The organism is Pseudomonas sp. PAMC 26793, assembly GCF_000313235.1.
Lineage (GTDB): Bacteria > Pseudomonadota > Gammaproteobacteria > Pseudomonadales > Pseudomonadaceae > Aquipseudomonas > Aquipseudomonas yamanorum.
Genome location: NZ_AMXG01000018.1, coordinates 17,860 through 41,518 on the forward strand (window position 1 = coordinate 17,860; position 23,659 = coordinate 41,518).

General features: G+C 60.6%; 20 protein-coding genes and 1 pseudogene. 11 read left to right on the top strand and 10 right to left on the bottom strand.

Translation table 11 applies throughout. From position 1 onward, the window contains the following. Window positions 1–23: 23 nt before the first annotated feature. Window positions 24–1,343: a Na+/H+ antiporter family protein gene (locus D109_RS0106145; protein ID WP_167410187.1), complete on the bottom strand. Its 1,320-nt coding sequence runs from the start codon at window positions 1,341–1,343 to the stop codon at window positions 24–26. A gap of 1,390 nt (window positions 1,344–2,733) precedes the next feature. On the opposite strand from D109_RS0106145, the pseudogene D109_RS1000000135230 reads away from it, so the two are divergent. Together D109_RS1000000135230 and D109_RS1000000135235 are read left to right on the top strand one after the other, a co-directional pair. After that, window positions 2,734–2,880 (top strand): annotated as a pseudogene (locus D109_RS1000000135230) (HAMP domain-containing protein); the annotation flags it as partial. 102 nt (window positions 2,881–2,982) lie between these two features. Then, window positions 2,983–3,738 (top strand): methyl-accepting chemotaxis protein, encoded by a 756-nt coding sequence (locus D109_RS1000000135235; RefSeq protein ID WP_371103565.1) that lies wholly within the window; start codon window positions 2,983–2,985, stop codon window positions 3,736–3,738. Between the two features lie 42 nt (window positions 3,739–3,780). On the opposite strand, the gene D109_RS0106155 is transcribed toward D109_RS1000000135235, so the two are convergent. From D109_RS0106155 to D109_RS0106170, 4 genes are read right to left on the bottom strand one after another with little or no spacing between them, the layout of a single operon-like run. Then, window positions 3,781–5,097 carry a sensor histidine kinase gene (locus tag D109_RS0106155; RefSeq protein WP_017476154.1) on the bottom strand — a complete coding sequence of 439 codons (1,317 nt, stop codon included), beginning with the start codon at window positions 5,095–5,097 and terminating at the stop codon, window positions 3,781–3,783. Beyond that, on the bottom strand, window positions 5,094–5,762 hold the full coding sequence (locus D109_RS0106160) for a response regulator transcription factor (RefSeq protein WP_017476155.1): 669 nt from the start codon (window positions 5,760–5,762) through the stop codon (window positions 5,094–5,096). The genes D109_RS0106155 and D109_RS0106160 overlap by 4 nt, the downstream gene beginning before the upstream one ends. Then, window positions 5,762–6,085 (bottom strand): PepSY domain-containing protein, encoded by a 324-nt coding sequence (locus tag D109_RS0106165; protein WP_017476156.1) that lies wholly within the window; start codon window positions 6,083–6,085, stop codon window positions 5,762–5,764. The genes D109_RS0106160 and D109_RS0106165 overlap by 1 nt, the downstream gene beginning before the upstream one ends. Further along, window positions 6,085–6,393: a PepSY domain-containing protein gene (locus D109_RS0106170; protein ID WP_017476157.1), complete on the bottom strand. Its 309-nt coding sequence runs from the start codon at window positions 6,391–6,393 to the stop codon at window positions 6,085–6,087. The genes D109_RS0106165 and D109_RS0106170 overlap by 1 nt, the downstream gene beginning before the upstream one ends. A gap of 159 nt (window positions 6,394–6,552) precedes the next feature. Between D109_RS0106170 and D109_RS0106175 the strand changes: the two genes are divergently transcribed. From D109_RS0106175 to codA, 6 genes are all read left to right on the top strand, one after another. Beyond that, window positions 6,553–7,632: a hypothetical protein gene (locus tag D109_RS0106175; protein ID WP_017476158.1), complete on the top strand. Its 1,080-nt coding sequence runs from the start codon at window positions 6,553–6,555 to the stop codon at window positions 7,630–7,632. Window positions 7,633–7,709: 77 nt separating this feature from the next. Further along, complete coding sequence (gene queD / locus D109_RS0106180) at window positions 7,710–8,066, top strand: 6-carboxytetrahydropterin synthase QueD (protein ID WP_003190259.1); 357 nt, start codon at window positions 7,710–7,712, stop codon at window positions 8,064–8,066. A gap of 103 nt (window positions 8,067–8,169) precedes the next feature. Next, window positions 8,170–8,793 (top strand): NUDIX hydrolase, encoded by a 624-nt coding sequence (locus D109_RS0106185; protein WP_017476159.1) that lies wholly within the window; start codon window positions 8,170–8,172, stop codon window positions 8,791–8,793. Window positions 8,794–8,996: 203 nt separating this feature from the next. Then, window positions 8,997–10,265 carry a cytosine permease gene (gene codB, locus D109_RS0106190; RefSeq protein ID WP_017476160.1) on the top strand — a complete coding sequence of 423 codons (1,269 nt, stop codon included), beginning with the start codon at window positions 8,997–8,999 and terminating at the stop codon, window positions 10,263–10,265. Beyond that, on the top strand, window positions 10,262–11,479 hold the full coding sequence (locus D109_RS0106195) for a PucR family transcriptional regulator ligand-binding domain-containing protein (protein ID WP_017476161.1): 1,218 nt from the start codon (window positions 10,262–10,264) through the stop codon (window positions 11,477–11,479). Before codB ends, D109_RS0106195 begins: the two co-directional genes overlap by 4 nt. A 27-nt stretch (window positions 11,480–11,506) precedes the next feature. Then, window positions 11,507–12,742, top strand: a complete 1,236-nt coding sequence (gene codA, locus D109_RS0106200) for a cytosine deaminase (RefSeq protein WP_017476162.1) — start codon at window positions 11,507–11,509, stop codon at window positions 12,740–12,742. Window positions 12,743–12,744: 2 nt separating this feature from the next. Here the strand turns inward: codA and D109_RS01000000131740 are convergent, their stop codons facing one another. From D109_RS01000000131740 to D109_RS0106230, 5 genes are all read right to left on the bottom strand, one after another. Further along, window positions 12,745–14,895 (bottom strand): lipase family protein, encoded by a 2,151-nt coding sequence (locus D109_RS01000000131740; protein WP_032868292.1) that lies wholly within the window; start codon window positions 14,893–14,895, stop codon window positions 12,745–12,747. A 656-nt stretch (window positions 14,896–15,551) separates the two neighbouring features. Next, window positions 15,552–16,394: a DUF4123 domain-containing protein gene (locus tag D109_RS0106215; protein WP_017476167.1), complete on the bottom strand. Its 843-nt coding sequence runs from the start codon at window positions 16,392–16,394 to the stop codon at window positions 15,552–15,554. Then, entirely contained in the window at window positions 16,394–18,436 is a 2,043-nt protein-coding gene (tssI, locus tag D109_RS0106220; protein WP_017476168.1) for a type VI secretion system tip protein TssI/VgrG, read from the bottom strand. The genes D109_RS0106215 and tssI overlap by 1 nt, the downstream gene beginning before the upstream one ends. Window positions 18,437–18,747: 311 nt before the next feature. Continuing rightward, entirely contained in the window at window positions 18,748–19,737 is a 990-nt protein-coding gene (locus D109_RS0106225) for a diaminopimelate epimerase (RefSeq protein WP_017476169.1), read from the bottom strand. Continuing rightward, complete coding sequence (locus tag D109_RS0106230; protein ID WP_017476170.1) at window positions 19,734–20,495, bottom strand: FadR/GntR family transcriptional regulator; 762 nt, start codon at window positions 20,493–20,495, stop codon at window positions 19,734–19,736. Before D109_RS0106230 ends, D109_RS0106225 begins: the two co-directional genes overlap by 4 nt. Before the next feature lie 234 nt (window positions 20,496–20,729). Here D109_RS0106230 and D109_RS0106235 point away from each other — a divergent pair, with 234 nt between their 5' ends. The 3 genes from D109_RS0106235 to D109_RS0106245 are packed head-to-tail and all read left to right on the top strand — an operon-like array spanning window position 20,730 to window position 23,642. Next, the gene (locus tag D109_RS0106235) at window positions 20,730–21,470 is read left to right on the top strand and encodes an SDR family oxidoreductase (protein ID WP_017476171.1); all 741 of its coding nucleotides are present in this window, start codon (window positions 20,730–20,732) and stop codon (window positions 21,468–21,470) included. A 28-nt stretch (window positions 21,471–21,498) separates the two neighbouring features. Beyond that, window positions 21,499–22,344, top strand: coding sequence for a fumarylacetoacetate hydrolase family protein (locus D109_RS0106240; protein ID WP_017476172.1), 846 nt, complete (start codon window positions 21,499–21,501; stop codon window positions 22,342–22,344). A gap of 20 nt (window positions 22,345–22,364) precedes the next feature. After that, on the top strand, window positions 22,365–23,642 hold the full coding sequence (locus D109_RS0106245; RefSeq protein WP_017476173.1) for an L-fuconate dehydratase: 1,278 nt from the start codon (window positions 22,365–22,367) through the stop codon (window positions 23,640–23,642). Window positions 23,643–23,659 lie beyond the last annotated feature (17 nt).

Below are 23,659 nucleotides of genomic sequence, written 5' to 3' on the forward strand. Positions count from 1 at the left end.
AATAAATCTGTAGGACAATCCCGTCAGAGCGTCATCGCGGCAAACCAGCCAAACGCCAGCAGCGGAATGTTGTAGTGCAGGAAGGTCGGCACCACGGTGTCCCAGATATGGTGATGCTGGCCGTCGATGTTCAAACCAGAAGTCGGGCCCAGGGTGGAGTCCGACGCCGGTGAGCCGGCATCACCCAATGCCCCGGCCGTGCCGACGATGCACACGATGGCCAGCGGGCTGAAGCCCAACTGCACGCACAACGGCACAAAGATCGCCGCGAGGATCGGCACCGTGGAAAACGACGAGCCGATACCCATGGTCACCAGCAACCCCACCAGCAGCATCAGCAGCGCGCCCACACCACGGCTATGGCCGATGAAAGCCGCGGAGGCTTGCACGAGTGTCTGCACTTCACCGGTGGCCTTGAGCACTTCGGCAAAGCCGGACGAGGCGATCATGATGAAGCCGATCATTGCCATCATCTTCATGCCTTCGGTGAACAGGTCATCCGTATCGCGCCAGCGCACAATCCCCGACACCGAAAAGATCAGGAACCCGGCCAGGGCGCCAATGATCATCGAGTCCAGCCACAGCTGGATAATGAACGCTGCCGCGATTGCCAGGCCGGCCACCAGCAGGGTCAGCGGGTTGTATTGCACCGCCACCTGCTCGACCCGCTCGATTTTCTCCAGGTCGTACACGCGCTTCTTGCGGTAGCTGATAAACACCGCCACCAGCAGGCCGACCACCATGCCCAGCGCCGGGAGGCCCATGGCGTGGGTGACGTTGACGTGGCTGATGTCGACGCCGCTCTTGGCCACGTTGGCCAGCAGGATCTGATTCAGGAAGATATTGCCGAAGCCCACCGGCAAGAACATGTAGGGCGTGATCAGGCCGAAGGTCATGACGCAGGCGATCAGCCGACGGTCCAGCTGCAGCTTGGTCAGCACATATAAAAGCGGCGGTACCAGCAGCGGGATAAACGCGATATGGATCGGCAGGATGTTCTGGGAGGCGATGGCCACCACCCAGAGCAGGCCGATCAACAACCATTTGACGTGACTGCCGCCCGTGGCTTCCTGGCGATCCACCAGCAGCAGGGCTTTGTCCGCCAGCGCATGGGCCAGGCCGGATTTGGCAATCGCCACGGCGAACGCGCCGAGCAGCGCGTAGGACAACGCCACCGTCGCACCGCCACCCAGCCCGCTGTTGAACGCCTTGAGCGTTGCATCGATACCCAGGCCGCCGGTCAGGCCACCCACCAGGGCGCCGACAATGATCGCGATCACCACATGCACGCGGGACAGGCTGAGCACCAGCATCGTGCCGACCGCGGCGATTACTGCATTAATCATCGTTACCTCAAGACAGAAAAACTAAAAAAAGCACGCACCTGCCCGGGCTGCTGTCGGGAACGGCTGCCGCAAACCAGGTTTTAAAGGCGTTTTATTAGAGGGCGCGCACTTTGCAGCAGGTGGGCGGGCATGTCAAAGAACGGCGTCGCAAACGAGTTTAAATTGATCGTTTGAATAAAGAAAAATCCTGTGCGGCCGATACAGGCAGATCGTCTCTGTCGTATCGAAAGTTAAGGAAGGCTCCATGTCGCTCAGACAGCTGTCCATTCAATGGAAAATTACCCTGCTGGCCGGACTTTGCCTGCTGGGCATCGTGACCTTGCTGGTAGGTCTCTCGCTGTACCGCATGGCGCAGAGCTCCGAACTGGTCAAGGCTTCCAGCATGGAAATGCTCGACAAAGCCGCCCAGGCCCGCATTGAAGCCCAGGGTGAGGTCCAGGCCTTGGGCATTCGCCAGCAGTTCATGGACGCCTATCAATACGGCCACGGTTTTTCCCGGCAGGTGCTGTTCCTGCGTGAACAGGCGGAGAAACGCTTCCTGGATGCCTTCGACCTGCGCGAAGACCTCACCCGCCAGGTCAAGGCCGCGCTGCAGGCCAATCCGGAACTGCTAGGCCTGTCCTTGGTGTTCGAGGCCAACGCACTGGATGGCAAGGACGAGTTGTTCGCCAACCAGCAAGAGCTGGGCAGCAACGACAAAGGCCGTTTTGCGCTGTACTGGTCCCAGCCGACTGCGGGCAAACTGACTTCAATGTCGCTGCCCGAAAGCGACATGTCCGACACCAGCGTCGGACCCAGCGGCGAAAAAGCCAACGCCTGGTTCACGTGCCCGCGTACCACCCTCAAGCCGTGCGTGATCGAACCCTACTTCTATGTGATCGACGGACAAAAGGTGCTGATGACCAGCATCGTCTTCCCGCTGATGGTCAACGGCAAAGTCATCGCCTCGCTGTCGGTGGACATCAACCTCAACAGCCTGCAAGCCGTCAGCCAGGGCGTCAGCCAGAAACTCTATGACGGCCAGACCAGCGTCAGCATCATCAGCCCGGTGGGCCTGCTGGCCGGCTACAGCCCGGACGCCGGCAAACTCGCCCAGCGCCTGGACGCCGTCGACACGGCCAACGGCGCGCAGCTGATCAGTTCGCTTTCCACCAGCACCCAGACCCGCAGCGTGCGCACCGACCATCAACTCAAGGTGCTCGCGCCGTTCCAGCCGATTCCCGATGGCAAACCGTGGGGCGTTCTGCTGGACGTACCGGAAAAAGTCCTTGTCGCCCCGGCTGAGGCCCTGAAGTCCAAACTGGATGCCGACAACGCCAAAGGCACCCTGCTGGAACTGAGCCTGGGCCTGCTGGCAGCAATCGTCGGCCTGTTGCTGGTGTGGCTGATGGCCCGCAGCGTAACCCGGCCGATACTCGGCGTGGCGCGCATGCTGGAAGACATTGCCAGTGGCGAAGGCGATCTGACCCGGCGCCTGGCCTACGACAAGCACGATGAACTCGGCGAGTTGGCTGGCTGGTTCAACCGCTTCCTCGACAAGCTGCAGCCGATCATTGCCCAGGTCAAACGCTCGGTGCAGGACGCCCGTGGCACCGCCGACCAGTCGGCGGCGATTGCTACTGAAACCAGTGCAGGCATGGAGCAGCAATACCGTCAGGTCGACCAGGTGGCCACCGCCTCCCACGAAATGAGCGCCACCGCCCAGGACGTTGCCCGCAGCGCAGCGCAAGCCGCCCAGGCCGCCCGCGATGCCGACCAGGCCACTCGTGAAGGCTTGACCGTGATCGACCGCACCACCACCAGCATCGGCCACTTGGCGGCGGACATGAGTACTGCGATGACCCAGGTTGAAGGGCTGGCCGCCAACAGCGAGAAGATCGGCTCGGTACTGGAAGTGATTCGTGCAATCGCCGAGCAAACCAACCTGCTGGCACTGAACGCCGCTATCGAAGCTGCTCGTGCGGGTGAAGCCGGTCGCGGTTTTGCGGTGGTCGCCGATGAAGTGCGCAACCTGGCGCGACGTACCCAGGAGTCGGTTGAAGAAACCCGCCTGGTGATCGAGCAATTGCAAAGCGGTACCCAGGAAGTGGTCGGTTCCATGAGCAACAGCCATCGCCAGGCTCAGGGCAGCGTCGAACAGGTGGGCCAGGCCGTGACCGCCTTGCGCCAGATCGGCGAGGCGGTGACGGTGATCAGCGACATGAACCTGCAGATCGCCAGTGCCGCCGAAGAGCAAAGCGCGGTGGCCGAGGAGATCAACAACAACGTAGCGACGATTCGCGATGTGACGGAGTCGTTGTCCGAGCAGGCGAATGAGTCGGCGCGGGTCAGCCAGGCGTTGAACAGCTTGGCGAATCAGCAGCAGAGCCTGATGGACCAGTTCAGGGTTTGATAACACGCCGGTGGTGAAGAGGCTTGCTTCTTCACCACCCTGCTAGTGGCGACGTGGCAAGTCGATTACTACCGTTAAACCACCAAGTTCGCTTTCTTCAAGCCGCAGTACCCCGCCCCACACCTCTACGATATCCCGCACAATACCCAGCCCCAGACCATGCCCGTCAGTCTGCTCATCCAGCCGTGTGCCTCGGCTGAACACCTGGTCGCGCTGATGCTCGGGAATCCCCGGCCCATCATCTTCCACCACCAGCCGAAAGCCTTCCGGGGTTTCACTGATGCTCAATACAATTTCCGCGTCCGCCCATTTGCAGGCGTTGTCCAGCAGGTTACCCAACAGTTCCAGCAGGTCTTCACGGTCCCACGGCAACTGCAAACCGGGCGGTACGCGGTAACTCAAATCCAGGTGTTCGCCATGGATCATGTTCAGGGTCGCCAGTAACCCCGGCAATTCAGCATCGCAATCAAACAAGGCACCCGGCAACGTCTCGCCGGCCAGGCGCGCACGATTGAGTTCGCGATTAAGCCGTTGTTGCACCTGCTCCAACTGTTCACGCAGCAGCTTGCTCAGTTGCGGATGGTCCTTGAGCTGCTCACTGGATGCCACACTCAGCAACACTGCCAACGGGGTTTTCAAGGCATGGCCGAGATTGCCCAGGGCATTGCGCGAGCGCTTGAGGCTGTCTTCGGTGTGGGCCAGCAAATGGTTGATCTGCGCCACCAGCGGCTCCAGTTCCACCGGCACCTGAGTGTCCAGTTGCGAACGCTGGCCTTGCTGCAGTTGCGCGATCTGGTTGCGCGCGGTCTCCAGCGGGCGCAAGGCCCGGCGCACGGTGACCCGTTGCAGGATCAGGATCAGCAACAGCGCCGCCAGCCCCAGCACCAGGCCGATCTGGCGCATCAGGCGAAAGCTTTCCCTGACCGGGGTGTAGTCCTGGGCCACGCTGATGGAAATCGATTGGCCAAAGCGCTTGTAGTCCGAACGCAGTACCAGCAACTGCTGGCCTTCCGGCCCCAACTGCAGGTTGCCCTTGAGCCCGGCGTGAGGCAGTTGCGGCAATTCCTGGTCCCATAGCGAGCGGGAACGCCAATGGGTGTCGGCAAAATCAATACGGAAATAGTGCCCGGAAAACGGACGCTGGTACGCAGGAGACAACCGCTGTTCATCCAGTTGCACCCCCGCAGGCCCACGCACCAATGCCACCAGCAGGTTTTCACTGTCGTTGCGCAAGCCCGATTCCAGGTAGCGTTGCAGACCCATTTCGAACAGCCACAGGCTGGTTTGCGCCAGCACCAGGCCGACGATCACCATGACGCTGATCAGCCCCAGGCTCAGGCGCCGCTGGATCGACTTCATGCAGGGCTGGCGCCGAAACGGTAACCCTGCCCGCGCCGGGTCTCGATCACGCTGCGGCCCAACTTGCGGCGCAGGTGATTGACGTGGACCTCCAGCACATTGGAATCACGTTCGGTCTCGCCATCGTACAAATGTTCGGCCAAGTGGCTTTTTGAAAGGATTTGCTCGGGGTGCAGCATGAAGTAACGCAACAGCCGAAATTCGGCGGCGGTCAGTTGAATCTCCTCGCCATCACGCATCACACACTGGCGGCCCTCATCCAAATGCAAGCCGGCGGCCTGCAAGGTCGGCTGATTGGCCTGGCCATGGGAACGGCGCAGTAAGGCCTGAATACGCAGGTGCAGTTCTTCGGGATGGAACGGTTTGCTCAAGTAATCGTCGGCACCCGCCTTGAGCCCTTCGATGCGCTCAGCCCAGGAGTCGCGGGCAGTGAGGATCAGCACCGGCGTGGCCAGGCCGGCGGCACGCCACTGCGTCAACACTTCAAGCCCGGGCAAACCCGGCAGGCCGAGGTCAAGGATGATCAGGTCGTAGGGCTCGCTGCGCCCCTGATACACCGCATCACGCCCGTCCGCCAGCCAATCCACGGCATAGCCCTGACGGTTTAGCCCAGCCATCAGCTCATCGGCCAGGGGGACGTGGTCTTCCACCAGGAGCAGGCGCATCAGTCGTCTTCCTTGTCTTTGAGCAGTTCACCAGTGTTGGCATCAAGTTCGATCTCGCGCACCACGCCTTCCACCGTCAACAGTTCGATTTCATAGATATAGCGCACAGGTCGATCCTTGTGCTCTTCAAGCTCGGCGTCCAGCAACTTGGCACCCGGGTAGCGCTCGAAAGCCGGGCCCAGCAGATGCTCAAGCGGCGCAATGACACCCTTCTGGCGCAGGCGCAGCGCTTCATCCTGGCCCAGGTCCCGCGCGGCCAGGCCTGAGCAAAATGCCGAGAGCACCAGCGCCACTTGAACGCTGGTGCGTAGATTTACCTTCATTACGTATCCTGATGATCCTTGAGGACGGTCCCGGTCACAGCGTCCAATTCCAGGTCCCACTCAACGCCCTGGGCGTCGCGCAGTTCCACCTGATAAAGGTACTTGCCGTATTCCTCTTCAAGCTCGGTTTCATGCACGGTGGCGCCGGGATGTTTGGCCAGTGCGATGGCGTTGAGCTTCTCGAAAGACACAATGGTACCAGCGTCGCGCAACTTCAGTGCTTCATCCGGCCCCAGGTCGCGAGCCTGGGCGACGCCTGCGGTGAGGGCGATGATACTGCTGGCGATCAAGGCTGTGAGGGATTTCATGGTGAGTCTCCGTTTCAGGATATTTTGCCTACGGGGCTCACGGTACTGGATCCAACTTAACTGAAACTGAATTGCCACCATGGCAATTCTGCGCAATACCTTTGCCTGCAACCGCGCAAGATTTCCTATACTGCCCCGCTCGCTGTCGATGAGACCGGTATGACTGCTATCCACATGAAGTTCCCCGCCCTGACCCTCAAGGCCGGTAAACGCGCCTTCACACGCATTCGTGAGCAGGGGCTTGCGCCTGCGGACGTCGGCATCCTTCCCGGCGCCGCCGGCGGCCCCAAGGCGCTGGGCATCCAGGGTCTGGACCTGGCGCTGTTCGGCGACTGGCTGCCCCGCGCGCCACGTGAACGTGCGCTGATCGGCGCCTCGATTGGTTCCTGGCGGTTTGCCAGTGCGTGCCTGCCCGACCCGGTGCAAGGCCTGCTCGACCTGGGCCGGCTGTACAACGAACAGAGTTTTGTCAAAGGCGTGACCATGGCCGAAGTCAGCCAGAGCTGCGTGCGCATGCTCGATGACTTGCTGGCCGGCCGCGATGCCCGGGTGCTCGACAACCCGAACTACCGGCTGAACATCATGGTGGTCAAAAGCCATGGCCTGCTCGCCGACGATCATCGCGGTCGCCTCGGTTTGGGGCTGTCCTCGGTGATCGCCGACAACCTGCGGGGCCGCGCGCGGTTGTCCCGGCACTTCGAACGGCTGATCGTCCACGACCCACGCCAGGCACCCCCGCTGTATACGCTGGAGGATTTCCCGTCGCGTTTCCTGAATCTGGAACTGGGCAACCTGCGCCAGGCGCTGCTGGCGTCGGGCTCGATCCCCATGGTGATGCAAGGCGTGCGCGACCTGCCCGGCGCCGGTGCTGGCACCTACCGCGATGGCGGCCTGCTGGACTATCACCTCGACCTGCCCTACCACGGCGATGACATCGTGCTGTACCCGCACTTCACCGACCGGGTCATTCCTGGCTGGTTCGACAAAGGCTTGCCGTGGCGCCGCGCCAGTCAACAGGGCTTGCAGGATGTATTGCTGCTGGCACCGTCGAAGGAATACCTGGCCCGCCTGCCCCACGGCAAACTGCCGGACCGCAGCGACTTCAAGCGCTTCATGGGGGATGACCCGGGCCGCAACAAATATTGGCAAACCGCGATGAGCGAAAGCCAGCGGCTGGGTGACGAGTTTCTGCAACTGGCCGACAACGGGCAATTGGGCGAACGCCTGCTGGCCCTCTGATCAAGAGGTGTGCGCGGCGAGGTCACAAACTGTTAAACTCGCCGCCTGCCAGACACCTCACCGAGCTGAAAAACCCTGTGGAAATCTTCAAAGAGTTTACCTTCGAGTCCGCCCACCGCCTGCCCCACGTTCCGGAAGGCCACAAATGCGGGCGCCTGCATGGCCATTCTTTCAAGGTGGCGATCCACCTCAGCGGCGACCTCGACCCGCATACCGGCTGGATCCGTGACTTCTCGGAGATCAAGGCGATTTTCAAGCCGCTCTACGAGCGCCTCGACCACAACTACCTCAACGACATCCCGGGCCTTGAAAACCCCACCAGCGAAGTGCTGGCCAAGTGGATCTGGAATGAGTTGAAACCGTTGTTGCCGGAACTCAGCGCGATTCGCATCCATGAGACCTGCACCAGCGGCTGCATCTACCGCGGCGAATAAGCCGGTGATGTAAAAAAACCACCCTTGCGGTGGTTTTTTTATACCGGTGAGTCCCTTACAGTCAGGGCCTCTCGATGATATCGCCGCCATTGAAGGAACCTTCATGGAAAACACCTGGCTGGCCCAGGCCAAGCGCTTGCAAGCATTGGCCTCCACGGGACTGCACTTCTGCACCGATGACTTCGAGCGCGAGCGCCTCGAGGAAATCGCCCAGATTGCCCACAGCATGCTGGCGCAGTTGGGTGAGGTACCGCTGGAGCGCATCACCGGGCTGGTGCCGGATTTTGCCAAGCGCTATTCAACGCCCATGATTGATGTGCGGGGCGCGGTGATTGAGGGCGACCGGATCCTGTTGGTGCGCGAGCTGACGGATGGCTGCTGGGCGTTGCCTGGTGGTTATGCGGATATTGGTTTGTCGGCCGCTGAAAACATCATCAAGGAGATCCGCGAAGAGGCCGGACTGACCGTCACCGCGAGGGCGCTGTACAGCGTCACCCATAAGGCCAAAGGCTTGTACCGGCCGGATATCCGCGACTTCTACAAACTCTACTTTCTGTGCGAACGGGTTGATCAACTGGCGCCAGCAGCGGGATTCGAAACCACGGAAGTCGGGTTCTTCAGCCTCGACGACCTGCCGCCGTTGTCCCGTGGCCGCACCATTGAAAGCGACCTTGAGGCCGCCTTTGCATTTCATCGCGGCGAGACCACTCACACCCTGTTCGATTGAATAACCGGTGATCCAATTTGTATCACCGCTGCACCGCTTTCGCGCCTGACTGGGCAGAAAGACCAATCCCCCCCTGCGTGCTTCCCCTGTTTGGCTATAAATACTGTGCAACCTGCACAGCACTGACCGTGCGCCCGTCACTGCCTTGCACTTGGCACGACGGGTGCAATAGGCCTGCGTCACTCATTCAGGGAGAACGGCACATGACGCAGAACGAATCGGGCAATGACTACCCTCTCAGCGAGGTGCCCATGCATGCCCGCAAAGGCCTGGCCTCCACCGCCATGGTGCTGCTGGGCTTTACCTTTTTTACCGCGACCATGTTCGCCGGCGGCAAGCTAGGGGTGGCCTTCAGCTTTACCCTGATGCTCGGCGTCGTGGCCCTGGGTAACCTGCTGTTGGGTATCTACGCCGCAGGCTTGGGTTACATCGCGTTCAAGAGCGGTTTGAACTCGGTACTGATGGGGCGCTTCTGCTTCGGTGAAGTGGGCAGCAAGTTGAGCGACTTGATCCTCGGTTTCACCCAGATCGGCTGGTACGCCTGGGGCACCGCCACCGCCGCCGTGGTGCTGGGCAAATATTTCGAGTTGAGCCAGGGCAGCGTACTGGGGTTGATGGTGCTGTTTGGCATGATGTTCTGCGCGACGGCCTACGTGGGCTATCGCGGTTTGGAGATTCTGTCCTACATCGCCGTGCCGGCCATGGGCATTTTGCTGTTTCTGTCGATGTGGGTCGCCACGGTAAAGGTCGGCGGACTGGACGGGCTGCTGGCCGTGGTTCCCACCGGAGAGCTGGACATGTCCACCGCCATCACGCTGGTGTTCGGCACCTTCGTCAGCGGCGCGACCCAGGCCACCAACTGGACGCGATTCTCGCGTTCGGCCAAGGTCGCGGTGCTGGCCAGCCTGATCGGTTTCTTTATCGGCAATGGCTTGATGGTGCTGATCGGTGCCTACGGCGCCATCGTCTACCAGCAGCCCGACGTGGTCGAAGTGTTGCTGCTGCAAGGTTTTACCATGGCGGCCATGGCCATGTTGCTCCTGAATATCTGGAGCACCCAGGACAACACCATCTACAACTTCGCCGTTGCCGGCTGCAACCTGCTGCGCACCAAGCGCCGCAAAACGGTGACCCTCGCCGGTGCGGTGATCGGCACCCTGCTGGCGCTGCTGGGCATGTACGACATGCTGGTGCCCTACCTGATCCTGCTGGGCACGGTGATTCCACCGATTGGCGGGGTGATCATGGCGGACTTTTTCTATCGCTACCGTGGCCACTATCCGCGCCTGGCCGATACGCGCCTGCCGGCCTTCAACTGGCCAGGACTGATCGCCTATGCCGTGGGCACGGTGCTGGCCTTTCATTCGCCGTGGGTTGCTCCACTGGTGGGGATTGTGGCGGCGTCGCTGACCTATATCGTGCTGACCAGTGTGCTACGGGTGCGAGCACCTTTGGCTGACGTCCAGGCATGAGCCTGACCATCGCCGATGTGTTGGCCTTGCCTGGCCTTGAGTCGATGTGCCTGCGGGCCGGAGAAGCCGGCCTGGAGAACACGGTGCGCTGGCCCTATGTCGCGGAAAACAGCGGCATCGCCGAATGGGTGCTGGGGGGCGAACTGGTGTTTGTCACCGGCATCAATCACCCACGGGATGAGGCCAATCTGTTGGTGCTGCTGGACGAAGCCTGTCAGCGCCAGGTCGCCGGCCTGGTGATCCTCACGGGGCCGGACTATATCCGGGCGATTCCCCTGCGTCTGCTGGAAGCGGCGCAAGAGGCGGGCATGCCGCTGATCGAACAGCCGTACTCGTTGAAGATGGTGCTGGTGACCCAGGCCATCGGCTCGGCGTTGATCCAGTCGCAGCAGTTGGGGCGCTCGCGACACGATGTGCTGGAGCGCCTGCTGGCCGGTGATTACCAATCCCTGGATTTGCTGCTGCACCGCGCTGCGCAGCTGGACATGCCGTTGGCCGGACATTGGCAGGTCGTCCAGCTGCAACTGGACGGCAGCGATGCACTGTTTGCCCAAGGCGAAGCGCCGGTGGTAGAGGCACAGCTTGCCCGTCAGCACGATGCCATTACCCGGCGTTTGCGCCAGTTTTCTGCGCAGCACCCATCGCGCTTGCCCGTGCTGGGGCGTGCCGGGCAATGGACGTTGCTGTTGCCGGCGATGGACGCGGGTGCGGCATTGGCCAACCGCCAATTGTTGGCCGGTTGGTTGAAAGCACTGAACCTGCGCCTGGCCCCCTTGAAACTGTTTATCGGCCTGAGTGCTGCCGCGCACCCACCCGCGCGCCTGGCCCAGGCCCTGGACGAGGCACGTCAGGCGTTGACAGCTGCACGACGGTTCAGTGAGCGCGCCGGGCTGTGCGTCTACGATGAGTTGGGGGTACTCAAGCTGCTCAGTGGCGTACGTGATCGCGCCCTGCTCGACCAGTTTCTCAACGAACGCCTGGGGCCGCTGTTGCGGCATGACCTGCACCACGGCCCAAGCCTGATGCCGACCCTGGAAGCCTGGTTCCACGAGAATGGTAACCTTGTGGCCGCCGCCCAGCGGCTGGCGGTTCACCGCAACACCCTGACGCACCGCGTCCAGCGCATCGAAGCCCTGTGCGGCCTGAGCCTGGACAATGCTTATGACCGCCTGGACATCGGCATCGCGCTGATGATCTGGCGGCTGTCTGCCTGACTGTTTTTTGCCAAGAGGAACTTGCCCATGCACATCATCAACGCCCGCCTGCGCAACCGTGAAGGCCTGCATGATCTGCACCTGGAACACGGCCGGATCGCCAGCATCACCCAACAAGGCGCTGCTCCCATAGCCGGCCCCGACGACCTGGACGCCGCCGGCAACCTGGTGGTACCGCCCTTCGTCGAGCCGCATATCCACCTCGACGCCACCCTGACCGCTGGCGAACCCCGCTGGAACATGAGCGGCACACTGTTTGAAGGCATCGAGTGCTGGGGCGAACGCAAGGCCACCATCACCCTGGAAGACACCAAGACCCGCGCCAAGAAAACCATCCAGACCCTGGCCGCCCATGGCATCCAGCATGTGCGCACCCATGTCGACGTCACCGACCCGGACCTCACCGCACTCAAGGCCATGCTCGAAGTGCGCGAGGAAAGCGGCCACCTGATCGACCTGCAAATCGTCGCATTCCCCCAGGAAGGCATCGAGTCCTACCGCAATGGCCGCGCGTTGATGGAAGAGGCCATTCGCCTGGGCGCCGACGTGATCGGCGGCATCCCGCACTTTGAATACACCCGCGACCAGGGAGTGAGTTCGGTGAAGTTCCTGATGGACCTGGCCGAGCGCACTGGTTGCCTGGTAGACGTGCACTGCGACGAAACCGACGACCCGCACTCGCGCTTCCTCGAAGTGCTGGCCGAAGAAGCCCGCAGCCGCGACATGGGCGCCCGCGTGACCGCCAGCCACACCACGGCCATGGGCTCGTACGACAATGCCTACTGCGCCAAGCTCTTCCGCCTGCTGGGGCATTCGGGCATCAGCTTTGTCTCCTGCCCCACCGAAAGCATCCACCTGCAGGGCCGCTTCGACACCTTCCCCAAACGCCGCGGCGTGACCCGGGTCAACGAACTGCTGGAGGCCGGCATGAACGTCTGCTTCGGCCAGGACTCCATCGTCGACCCTTGGTATCCACTGGGTAACGGCAACATCCTGCGGGTGCTGGAAGCCGGACTGCATATCTGCCACATGCTCGGCTATCGCAACCTGCAAAGCGCCCTCGACTTGGTCACCGACAACAGCGCCAAGGCCATGGCCTTGGGGGATCGTTATGGCCTGGAACCGGGACGTCCGGCGAACCTGTTGATCCTGTCTGCGGACAGCGACTATGAAGTGATTCGCAGCCAGGGATTGCCGTTGTATTCGATTCGTGGAGGCAAGGTGTTGATGAAACGCCGACCGGCGCAGGTGGAGTTTTTGTAGGCTCATGTGATTGAGTCGATGTCGAGGGTTTGCGGCTTTCCCCAGCCGTCATCCGGTTGTGACGGGATGCTTGCCGCCTGGGTGAGTTCGCGGTTTTGCGGATGAGCGAACCAGCGTTTCAGGCTGGATTGCAGGGTGGAGGATGAAGCGTGGCTGCCATAGACGTCGCGGGCCTGGAGGTGGCGCCAGCGGAGGGTTGCCAGGCGGTCGCGACTACTTTGCAGGCGATCAGCTTCGATGCTCAAGGCCTGAATATCTTCATAACCGCGCTGATTGGCCGGGCGACGATGGTCCAGTTCGCGCTTTTTGTCCCGTAATTGTTGCCGCATGGTGATCAGGGCTCTTTCAATCAGTTCAAATTCACTCGCAGTCACCAGTGTTCCATCGACGTCCACGGTTTGCTGCCAACGGCGTAGCGTCGCCCAGGCCGCTGGGATGTAGCTCGCGGTCATAAAGTGCTGTTTGTATTGGACTAGCTGGTTGATCAGGTTTGCGCGGTCTGGCATGTCACCGCTGAGTTGAATCGCGCGATTGCATGCGGCTTCTTCGATCGACTCACAGCCAGGGTTCCACATTATTGAAGACTGCGTGCCATCGGGCAAAGAAATCGGCATGAAATGCTGCTGCGCGCCATGGTGCTGATAGGGGTTGCCGCCCAGGCGAACCAAGCCAAGCGCGAACAGCAAGCCTCCCGGCGCAGGATTGCTGAACAGGGAAACGAGCCCGGGAATCCAGACTTTTGCGGTTGTGTTCATCCAAGGTGCCGGGACGCTAGGTACCGGGTCGTTATGGTTGACAATGCGGTGATGCACCAAGGATGAAGCACCGTCAGCGAATTCAGAGTCGGCGGCGCGGGGAGCGCCATAGGTGTAAAGAAGGACGTTACGGTCGTAACTTGGAATTCGCCGAAGAGATTCTGCCAGTAGCAGCGCTATGGCGCCGCCGAGACTATGGCCACATATTATGATGCGTTGGCCTATGTAGAACCGGTCGAGGTAATGCAGCGCAAAATCACGCATCGCCCGATACGCGCCATAAAAGCCCTCATGAGCCTTACCAACACCATCGACAAAAGCGACTTGGTGGGCATTTGCATCCCGTAGCCCATCGGAAGGGCTTGCAGTTCCCCGTACTGCAATCAGGATCACATTGTCGTGATGGCTGATAAACGCCTGAGTGTCAGTGCCATTCTCCTCGTCATCAAAAAAATGGAGCTTCGCTGGGTGGACCTGGCCCTCTCCCTGCTCCGGTCGATTTTGCTCATACAACTCAGGATCAAAAGGTACGACCTCGAATCGTTGAGAGTACGGCACGTCTTCATACACGGGATAAAAGTGTTCCACCTGGTCGGAATCGAACTTCCAGGCCTCCTGATAGCCCGACAGTTTTTCGGAAAAAATATTGCCAACACTCGGTTCCACGGGAAAACTGACCTGATCCATCGGCGGAGTCGACGGTTCTTGCCCAAAATCGCAATAACTCAACGTGGCCATAAGTGCCAGCTGATAAAGGTTCAAAGCACAGAACTGGTCTTCAACCGACAACAACGGGCGTAACGCGCGCAGCGGCCGTACCTCCAGCACTGTGTGCAGGTCAGGAAATAAAACTAGCCCTGTTAGCTTAGGCTGAGGTGGTCCAAATCCAAGTTCAGCCAACATTCGGAGCGCATGTCGCGGTGGTTGATGGGTTCTGGGCGCCAAGGGAGGCAAATGAGCAGTGTGCAAGACCAAGTCGCTGACCTCGACTTGGTAGAAATTGCCTGTTTCCCGCCGTGCCGGGTTTCGCTCGACGCGCTCCCCGTTTACACATGAGAAACGCGTCTGTTCAGCTCGGACCTGAAATTCGGTGATAGGTAGTGAATAACAACCACGCCTTTGCAACGTTTCGTAGTAATCCCCGCTCATTTCATATGGAGCATCGAAGATCAGAACCACAGGCCCTCGATATGGGTTGTCCAACTTTGCGAAACCGTTCCCATCCAAACGACCTGCATATTGTTGACCCGTGCTGTCAAAAACCTTGTACGCAAGACCTCCATAAGCATTTCCGTCACCTGATTCGTCCACAAGACAAAAACTCAGCCAACATCTACGCACTGCACAAGCCGGCATTTTTTCGCTAAAAAAAGGTTGTTTCCATTCTGTAAAAGCCATCGCTGAATATCCTTATTCAGTAAAGTTAAAGATAAGTACGCTCCTCATCAGATTCCCCAAACACGACCCTCACCGTTTTACCGTTCAGCTCGTTACGCTGCACGCGGCCGCCCGTTGCTGTCGTTGGCGGCAGTCCTTTTGCATCCACCAAGTTGCATTGAAATACGTTATCAGTCGTCTGCGTTGGCCCTGCTGGCCTGAGTAACCACTGACACGTTCCCGGTACCTCCAAAGTGCCTGGCCCCGGCATTCGAGACATATTGGGTTCCACCCAATCATGCACACCGACAAACGCAAAATCCCCCCCGCCATCCGCCAAGTGCTCAGCCGACTTCGCATAGACATCAAACGTCATGTAACGCAGCACTAACGGACACCCATTCACCCTCTCCGTCAGAGGCAACTCAAAGCTCACCCGATTCGCCGCCGGCTTCTCGAGAGCATCGAATATCTTGATCTCTGGCAGATCACCTGGACGCCATCGTAAAGTGCAAGTCTCACCTGTTGCGGGGACGTAGGTTGCATCGCCTCTGAGTCTGTAATTCGCCGGCAAATCGACTTCCAGGGTGAAACTGTCCGCCGGTTTCATCGCACAGCCAGAAACAGCCAGCCCCCCACAAACGAGCAACCCTCGCCACACGCTCAACATAAATCCTCTACGCATCCTGCTGCCCCCGCTCCACCCGACGCCACTCCCCAACCACCCGCTGAAAATGATCCTCAGCCACTTCCCCCCGCATCGGCTGCCATCGAATAAGCACGTCCCCAGTGGCTTCCACCAACCGCCGCACGACCAAAAACTCCAGCTGTTCCGGTCTCTCCCATTGCCAAGCCCGCGCTTGCTCCAGCACCTGTTCCAACCAGATTCTCGGGTTCTGAAATTCAGCCAGTTGACTGAGCGCCTCGCTGTACTCAGCCAGCAGATAACGCAGGATATTGGCCTGCAGAATCGCTGCCGCCTGTGGGTTCGGAACCTCCAGCCACGGCGCAGGATCGGGCACCGGATACGCCCCCGGAGCCGGGTTATCGACACAGCACCAACGCTCACCCTGCCAGTAACACACGCTGATCAGCGGCCCGAGAAAAACAGGCCAGTCCTGAGCAGGCAGGTGAACCAAGGCCCGCGCCAAGGTGCGGTTATCGTGGAAGCGGTACAGCGCCTGACTGCCCATCGCCCCCACCACCAACCTCTCGCGCCAGTGCCGGGTAACACCCGATAAATCATCACCAGGCAGGCTGCCCAACCATCCCCAGTTACGCTGAGGGTTTTGTAACAAACCCACCAATCCGGGTTCGTTGACATGGTCGAGCAACAGGAGCATCGGGCCATCCGCAGACATTTCCGATGCGACGGTTTCACCATAGAGGCTGCAATACTCAGCCACCGTGCGTGTCGCCAGCAGTAGCCCGCGCGCATCGCTTTCACCCTGTAGAACCAGGCAAAGCCGGCGCCCTGCCTGCTGCTGTTCAGCCATCCACTGGCCAGGCGCGATCTCCATCAAGCCGCCCTCCCCGTGAATTCGCACAGGCCTTCACGGCAGCGCTCGCACACTGGACAGAAGTCCGCATCCAGTCTTCTGGCCAGCTCCATGACTGCGCCTTGGATAACCGCAACCCTCGGCCCATCCGCTACAAAGGCGGACGAAGCAGCCACGTCACCCGGTCCAACTGGGTTGGCTGTACGAGTCCCAGCAGGCACACCGCCCAACGTGATCGGCCGACTGCTGAAAATCCCTCCGGCCTGTATCAGCAAATGCTCACCACCCGCCTTGAAGCTCAACTGCGCACCGGCATCGATAACCAGGTTGGCGCCCGCTTTGAGATGGACCTGTTGCCCCGCTTCGATCACCAGGGTCTGGCCGACATGCGTCTGGCTGTTGCCCTGCACCTGCAAGTGATCATCAGCCCCAAGCCGAACCTTGCGGTCGCCGGCGATGCTGCGGTGGTCCTCGTCTCCCAGGGTGGTCGTACTCAAGCCTTGGATGGTTTCCCGACGTTCGCCCACCACTTCCAGCCGACTGTCGTGGCCTACCTGCTGCTCCAGGTCGCGTTGGGCGCGCAGGTAGATGAGTTCCTGGCCGCTACGGTCCTCGAGGTGCAACTCGTTGGCCCCTGCCCCGCCTGGCGAACTGCGGCTGCGCAGAACGCTGCGGGTCTTGTGTTGCGGCAACGGATAGGCAACCGGTTGCAACGTGTTAGGCAGGCAACCATTGATCACTGGCCGATCCGGATCACCTTCCAGGAACGTCACCAATACCTCCATGCCCACGCGCGGGATCATCACCGCGCCAAAGCTGTCACCCGCCCAGCCGGTTGCCACCCGCACCCAACAACTGCTCTTCTCGTCGTTCTTGTCCAGCCGGTCCCAGTGAAAGCGAATTTTCACCCGCCCGTGTGCGTCGCAATGCACGTCCTCACCCTCGGGGCCGGTGACGATTGCGGTCTGGCTGCCGCTGATACGCGGTTTGGGGTGCGTGATCGGTGGGCGGTGAGCGGCGCGCCAGGGCGTGGCGGTAAATCGATTGCGATAGCCTTGGAATGCCTCGACATCCACTACCGCCTCCTCCAGCACCTGCGGTTGATAGCCTTCGTGGCGCACGCTGGTGATCAACCACAAGTCATTGCAGGAGAGGTCCGGGTGGTCGCGTAGTTCCAGGAAATGCCCACTGCGCAAAGCCGGCTGATCACTGCGACCCAACGCCCGATGACGGCCCCGCTGATGACGTTCCAGGCTCCGTCGGGCCAACTGCGAACCTCGCAAGTGCCCCGTGAACCCCGCTGGATATTGATAGTCCTCAAGTGCCGGGGAAGAACCGGCCTGCTCCTGCAAGCGCAATGATGGATGCTCGAAGTCATGGTCGCGCCGGACAACCTGAGTGCTGCGCGTGGCCAGGCGCACATCAAAACGCTGGATCACCAGTGCCCCGGCAGTTGGGCCACCGGCCGCACAATAGTGCTGCGTCGGCAAACGACGGAACACCGTCTGATCATCACCAAACACCAGTACATGGCCGTCCAGACTGTGGCGAAAGTGGTAGTGGATGCCCTCTTCCTCGCACAGCCGTTGAATAAAATGCAGATCGGTTTCCGCGTATTGCACACAGAACGTACGTGGCGGGTACACCACCGGCCCCAATTCAAAGGCATAGGCATCGGCGAAAATACCGTGCTGTTCAAGCACCGCCGCGATGATCTGCGGCACGCTGCGCTGCTGGAAAATCCGCTGGTCGCAACGATGGGCCAGATACGCCAGACGCGGAGCAAGGGTCAGGTGGTAGCGGGTCAGCCGCCGGCCCGGGTCTTCCCGGCCAATGGCATAGATCTGCCCGTGAAGGCCTTCACCCGGTTCACCAAAATCCAGATAGGCCGGTTGATGAAGCAGCTTCTCCAGATCAAGGCCGGGGTTTTCACTGACCCACTGCACTTCAATGAAAAAAGGCTGATCGATACTTTCGCTGCCTTTAAACGCCAGTACCTCAAGTTCCTGTTTTATTCCTGCGACGATCAGTTTGAAGCGTGACGAAACAAGCGTGTTGAACATCCGTTGTTACCCGCCATTCATTGTCGAGCTGAAATGGCCGCTCCACAAAACGCAGAGAAAGCCACCCAATTCGAAGCCGATAAAAAGTGCCTGAACCCCAGGAATACTAGCGATTTCAGGCGAAATTCGGCCGCTTCAAAATAAAAAAGAAGATTCGTACATGGATATTGGAAAGGTCTTTTATCAATTACAGAAATGCAGTTAAACAGCCAGTACTCACTAACAGGAATACTCTTACATCGCCATTCACCAAGACCGCTTTTTTATAGAGAAGCGACTGACAAAGATAATTAAGCCAGCCACCTCCTTTTTCAAACTTCCTGCAGCCGCGCAGTCCCGAACAGGCCAACGCTCAGCAACTCACCCGCCTCTGCTTGCAACCGCACCGGTGCCGTACCGCCCGGCATCACCACCGCCACCTCACCTGCCGTCACCCATCCTACAGACCACGCGGCACATGCCACCGCACTGGCGCTGGTCCCGGAGGACGCCGTCGGTCCCTCACCACGCTCAAACACCCGTGCGATCACGCGGTTGCCTGAATCCCGAGCGACCCATTGCAGGTTGACCCCGGAAATACAAGGCTGGCCTGCCCCGGCAGGTGGTGCAAAAGCAATCGCTCTCAGCGGATCAAACAAGGCTGGCCGATGCATCTGCGCGTTGTCCGGCAACACTGACGCGTCCTGTACCAGCGTCACACAGTGAGGATTGCCCACACGCACAAACTGGCTGTGATTCCACTCGGGTTTGAGCGCAGCCAGTGGCAAAACCTGGCTCACCTCGGTCCCCTCAAGCGAGACGACTGCCACACCAACCGCCCCTACCGCCAAAGGCCCGAACTCGGGACGCCCCAGCGCCAGCCAGAAGCCCTGGACCTGTTCGTACTCCGCAGGCTCAACCCGCGTAACCACTGGAGACAGTGCGTCCGTCTTGTCGTGATGCACCCGCAGGTCGCAGCCCTGCGCCATCAATCCCTGGTCGGTCAATGACTGGGCAAAAATCGTCAGGCCATTGCCACTGCGTTCGGCCAGGGAGCCGTCAGTGTTGACGATCAACAGGTCAAAGGGCGGCACGGCCTGAAAGGGCCCCACCAACAAACCGTCACAACGATGCGCCTTGGCCTCTGCCGGGCGCGGCAACTCACCCCAACCGCACTCCGCAGCAATGGCCGCCAATGCCCAGGCACCCCGGGTGCCAGCGGCCAAGTCGGCACGGTCCGGCACTTCGATACCCTTGTTGCGTAACTGCGCCGGGCTTACCACCCCGTAGATATTCCCGCGGGCGTCGTAGAACACGGTCATTGCGCCGTCCGCATAAAGATCCGTACCACCTCTTCCAGGTGCTTGCGCATGGCCTGTCGTGCACCTTCCGCGTCTCGTTGTTCCAGTGCATCAAGGATCTTGCGGTGCTCGTCTTCGGAGCGATGGGGCATGTCGTCCGAGGTGTAATGCGCCTGTAACCGCTGGAACATGCTGCCGTAGCGATGCCCCAGCAGGTGCGCAATCATCAGCGCATAGGCCGGATTGCCCGAAGCCTGGGCGATGCGGATGTGAAACAGGCGATCGCCCGGGTGGGTATGGGAGCCTTCGCGGTTGTCCTGCACGTTACGCTCGAACGCCTCGCGGATACCCGCGAGTTCCTCGTCAGTGGCGTGTTTAGCCGCCAGGGCGGCGGCTTCCGGCTCAATCAGTCGCCGGGCCTGGAGCAAGGAAAACGGCGGAATCTCGGCGTTGAAATCGACGTGCAGGTTGAGTTCCGGATCGAACTCTTTCCATTGATCCCGGGTGGCCTGGGCCATTACCGGCTCCTGGCTGACTTTCGGTTGCACCGGTTCGCACACCAGCACGCCGTTGCCCACTCGAACGTCCACCAGCCCGATCACTTCCAGGGCAATCATCGCTTCGCGAACGGAGGCGCGACTCACGCCCAGCAGCTTGGCCAGCTCGCGCTCAGCCGGCAGACGACTGCCCGGCGGAAATTCTCCGCTGTCGATCAACGCCCGTAGCTGGTCGGCAATCTGTCGATAAAGACGTTGGTTATCAATCACTTGAAATGGCATCTAGGCTCAGCTCGATTCATGCACGGCACGGTCCAGGTGATCAACTCGCGAAAAAGCCGCTTGTTGACCGGGAAGACCCATGCTAAAAATTGGATCAATGGCCTGACCATTGGATCGTTTCCAGTGTGCTGATCATAGCAAACCCACCACAGTTCGCTATGCCGCAGATGCAGGCGTTTCACGCCCTCAATGGCCTGACCATTGAGCCAATAATAACAATCAAGGGAGTCTGTTATGGACCTCACCGGTAAACGCGTGCTGATCACCGCTGCCGCCCAGGGCATTGGCCGCGCCAGCGTCGAAGCCTATCTGGCGGCCGGCGCCGAAGTGATTGCAGCGGACATCAATCAACAGGCGCTCGTTGACTTGTCGGGCGCGCAAACGGTCTTGCTCGACGTCACCGACGCCAGCGGCATCCAACGCCTTGCTGCCGAGATCGGACCGCTCGATGTGCTGTTCAACTGCGCAGGCGTGGTGCACGCCGGCAATATTCTTGAATGCCCGGAAAGCGACTGGACGTTTGCCCTGGACCTAAACGTCACCGCCATGTATCGCATGATCCGCGCGTTTCTGCCGGGGATGCTGGCGGCGGGCGGCGGTTCGATCATCAATATGTCGTCGGTGGCCTCCAGCCTCAAGGGCGTGCCCAACCGCTTTGCCTACTGCGCCAGCAAGGCCGCCGTCATCGGCCTGACCAAATCCGTCGCGGCAGATTTTGTCACCCAACGCATTCGCTGCAACGCCATTTGCCCCGGCACCGTGGAGTCGCCTTCGCTGCAGCAACGCATCGTCGAACAAGCCCGTCGCGAAGGCCGCCAGCAGGATGAGGTGTACGCCGCCTTCACCTCCCGCCAGCCGATGGGACGCCTGGGCACGCCCCAGGAAATCGCCCAGTTGGCGCTGTACCTTGGCTCCGATGCCAGCGCCTTTACCACCGGCACCACCCAGATTATTGACGGCGGCTGGAGCAACTGACCGCCCACTTCTAATAAGAGGATCGCTCATGAAATTGCTGCGCTATGGTGAAAAAGGTCAGGAACGTCCGGCCTTGCTGGACGCTGATGGACGTCTGCGTGATTTGTCCGCTCACATCGGCGATGTCGCCGGTGACGCCCTGCTCCCGCAAAACCTCGCTCGCCTGCAAGAACTCGACCCCGCGAGCCTACCTCTGGTGCCGGGCAATCCGCGTTTGGGCGCCTGTGTCGGCCAGGTAGGAAAATTCATCTGCATCGGCCTGAACTACGCCGACCACGCCGCTGAAACCGGCGCCCCCATCCCTGACGAACCAATCATCTTCAACAAATGGACCAGCGCCATCGTCGGCCCCAACGACAACATCGAAATCCCGCGCCACTCCACCAAGACCGACTGGGAAGTCGAGTTGGGGGTGGTGATCGGCCAGGGCGGTCGTTACATCGACGAAAGCCAGGCCATGCAGCACGTGGCCGGCTACTGCGTGATCAACGACGTCTCCGAACGCGAATTCCAGCTGGAACGCGGCGGCACCTGGGACAAGGGCAAAGGCTGCGACTCCTTCGGCCCGCTGGGACCGTGGCTGGTCAGCCAGGATGAAATCGCCGACCCGCACCAACTGTCGATCTGGCTGGAAGTCGACGGCCATCGCTACCAGAACGGCAATACCCGCACGATGATTTTCCAGATTCCCAAACTGATCAGCTATCTCAGCCAGTTCATGAGCCTGCAACCGGGGGATGTGATTTCCACCGGCACCCCGCCCGGTGTCGGCCTGGGGATCAAGCCCACGCCGGTCTACCTCAAGCCAGGGCAAAAGATTCGCCTGGGCATTGAAGGCCTAGGCGAACAGAACCAGATCACGGTCGATGCCTGACAAGAACCAAGGAGCCGTTCATGACCACCATTACCGCGATTCGCGTCGAAGATATCCGCTTTCCTACGTCCCAGTCCCTGGACGGTTCCGACGCCATGAACCCGGACCCGGACTACTCGGCCGCCTATGTGATTTTGCAGACCGACAACCCGGCCCTTGAAGGCCATGGCCTGACCTTCACCATCGGCCGTGGCAACGAGATCTGCTGCGCCGCAATCCAGGCCATGCAGCCGCTGCTGGTGGGCTTGACCCTGCAATGGATCGCCGAAGACATGGGCCGTTTCTGGCGGCATGTCACCAGCGACAGCCAGTTGCGCTGGATCGGCCCGGACAAGGGCGCCATCCACCTGGCCACCGGCGCGATCGTCAACGCCGCGTGGGATTTGTGGGCCAAGGCCGAAGGAAAACCCCTATGGCGCCTGGTGGCCGACATGAGCCCGGAACAGTTGGTGCGGTGCATCGACTTCCGCTACATCACCGACTGCATCACCTCCAGCGAAGCCCTGGCCTTGCTGCGCCAACGCGCCGAAGGCAAGGCTGAACGCATGGCCGACCTGCAAGCCAATGGCTACCCCTGCTACACCACCTCGGCCGGCTGGCTCGGTTATGGCGACGAAAAGCTGCGCAGGCTGTGCCAGGAAGCGGTGGATGCCGGGTTCAACCACGTCAAGCTCAAGGTCGGCCACGACTTGCAGGACGACCTGCGCCGCGTGCGCATCGCCCGCGAAGTACTGGGCCCGGACCGCCAACTGATGATCGATGCCAACCAGGTGTGGGAGGTCGACACCGCCATCGATTGGGTGCGCGAATTGGCGTTTGCCAAGCCGTGGTTTATCGAGGAGCCCACCAGCCCTGATGACATCGAAGGCCATCGCAAGATTCGCCTCGGTGTAGCGCCGGTCAAGGTCGCCACCGGCGAGATGTGCCAGAACCGGATCATGTTCAAGCAGCTGATCATGCGCGAAGCGATCGATGTGGTGCAGATTGACGCCTGCCGCCTGGGTGGGGTGAACGAGGTGCTGGCAGTGATGCTGATGGCGGCCAAATATGGCCTGCCGGTTTGCCCGCACGCTGGCGGCGTTGGGCTTTGCGAGTACGTGCAGCATTTGTCGATGATCGATTACCTGTGCATCGCCGGCACCCACGACGGCCGGGTGATCGAGTATGTCGACCACTTGCATGAGCATTTCGAGGAACCTTGCGTGGTGCGCGGCGCGGCCTATCTACCGCCCAAGGCGCCGGGGTTCTCGATCCAGATGAAAGCCGCGTCCCGGGAGCAATATCGCCACCGGCCGTGAACTGAAGCACACCTTTG

Coding starts and splice junctions, on each gene's coding strand:
- D109_RS0106175 (WP_017476158.1), top strand. CDS start 6,553: ATGACTGCTATCCACATGAAGTTCCCCGCCCTGACCCTCAAGGCCGGT.
- D109_RS0106245 (WP_017476173.1), top strand. CDS start 22,365: ATGACCACCATTACCGCGATTCGCGTCGAAGATATCCGCTTTCCTACG.
- D109_RS0106230 (WP_017476170.1), bottom strand. CDS start 20,495: ATGCCATTTCAAGTGATTGATAACCAACGTCTTTATCGACAGATTGCC.
- D109_RS0106165 (WP_017476156.1), bottom strand. CDS start 6,085: ATGAAGGTAAATCTACGCACCAGCGTTCAAGTGGCGCTGGTGCTCTCG.
- tssI (WP_017476168.1), bottom strand. CDS start 18,436: ATGTTCAACACGCTTGTTTCGTCACGCTTCAAACTGATCGTCGCAGGA.
- D109_RS01000000131740 (WP_032868292.1), bottom strand. CDS start 14,895: ATGGCTTTTACAGAATGGAAACAACCTTTTTTTAGCGAAAAAATGCCG.
- D109_RS0106185 (WP_017476159.1), top strand. CDS start 8,170: ATGGAAAACACCTGGCTGGCCCAGGCCAAGCGCTTGCAAGCATTGGCC.
- codA (WP_017476162.1), top strand. CDS start 11,507: ATGCACATCATCAACGCCCGCCTGCGCAACCGTGAAGGCCTGCATGAT.
- D109_RS0106170 (WP_017476157.1), bottom strand. CDS start 6,393: ATGAAATCCCTCACAGCCTTGATCGCCAGCAGTATCATCGCCCTCACC.
- D109_RS0106240 (WP_017476172.1), top strand. CDS start 21,499: ATGAAATTGCTGCGCTATGGTGAAAAAGGTCAGGAACGTCCGGCCTTG.
- D109_RS0106160 (WP_017476155.1), bottom strand. CDS start 5,762: ATGCGCCTGCTCCTGGTGGAAGACCACGTCCCCCTGGCCGATGAGCTG.
- D109_RS0106235 (WP_017476171.1), top strand. CDS start 20,730: ATGGACCTCACCGGTAAACGCGTGCTGATCACCGCTGCCGCCCAGGGC.
- D109_RS0106225 (WP_017476169.1), bottom strand. CDS start 19,737: ATGACCGTGTTCTACGACGCCCGCGGGAATATCTACGGGGTGGTAAGC.
- D109_RS1000000135235 (WP_371103565.1), top strand. CDS start 2,983: ATGGAGCAGCAATACCGTCAGGTCGACCAGGTGGCCACCGCCTCCCAC.
- D109_RS0106195 (WP_017476161.1), top strand. CDS start 10,262: ATGAGCCTGACCATCGCCGATGTGTTGGCCTTGCCTGGCCTTGAGTCG.
- D109_RS0106155 (WP_017476154.1), bottom strand. CDS start 5,097: ATGAAGTCGATCCAGCGGCGCCTGAGCCTGGGGCTGATCAGCGTCATG.
- codB (WP_017476160.1), top strand. CDS start 8,997: ATGACGCAGAACGAATCGGGCAATGACTACCCTCTCAGCGAGGTGCCC.
- D109_RS0106215 (WP_017476167.1), bottom strand. CDS start 16,394: ATGGAGATCGCGCCTGGCCAGTGGATGGCTGAACAGCAGCAGGCAGGG.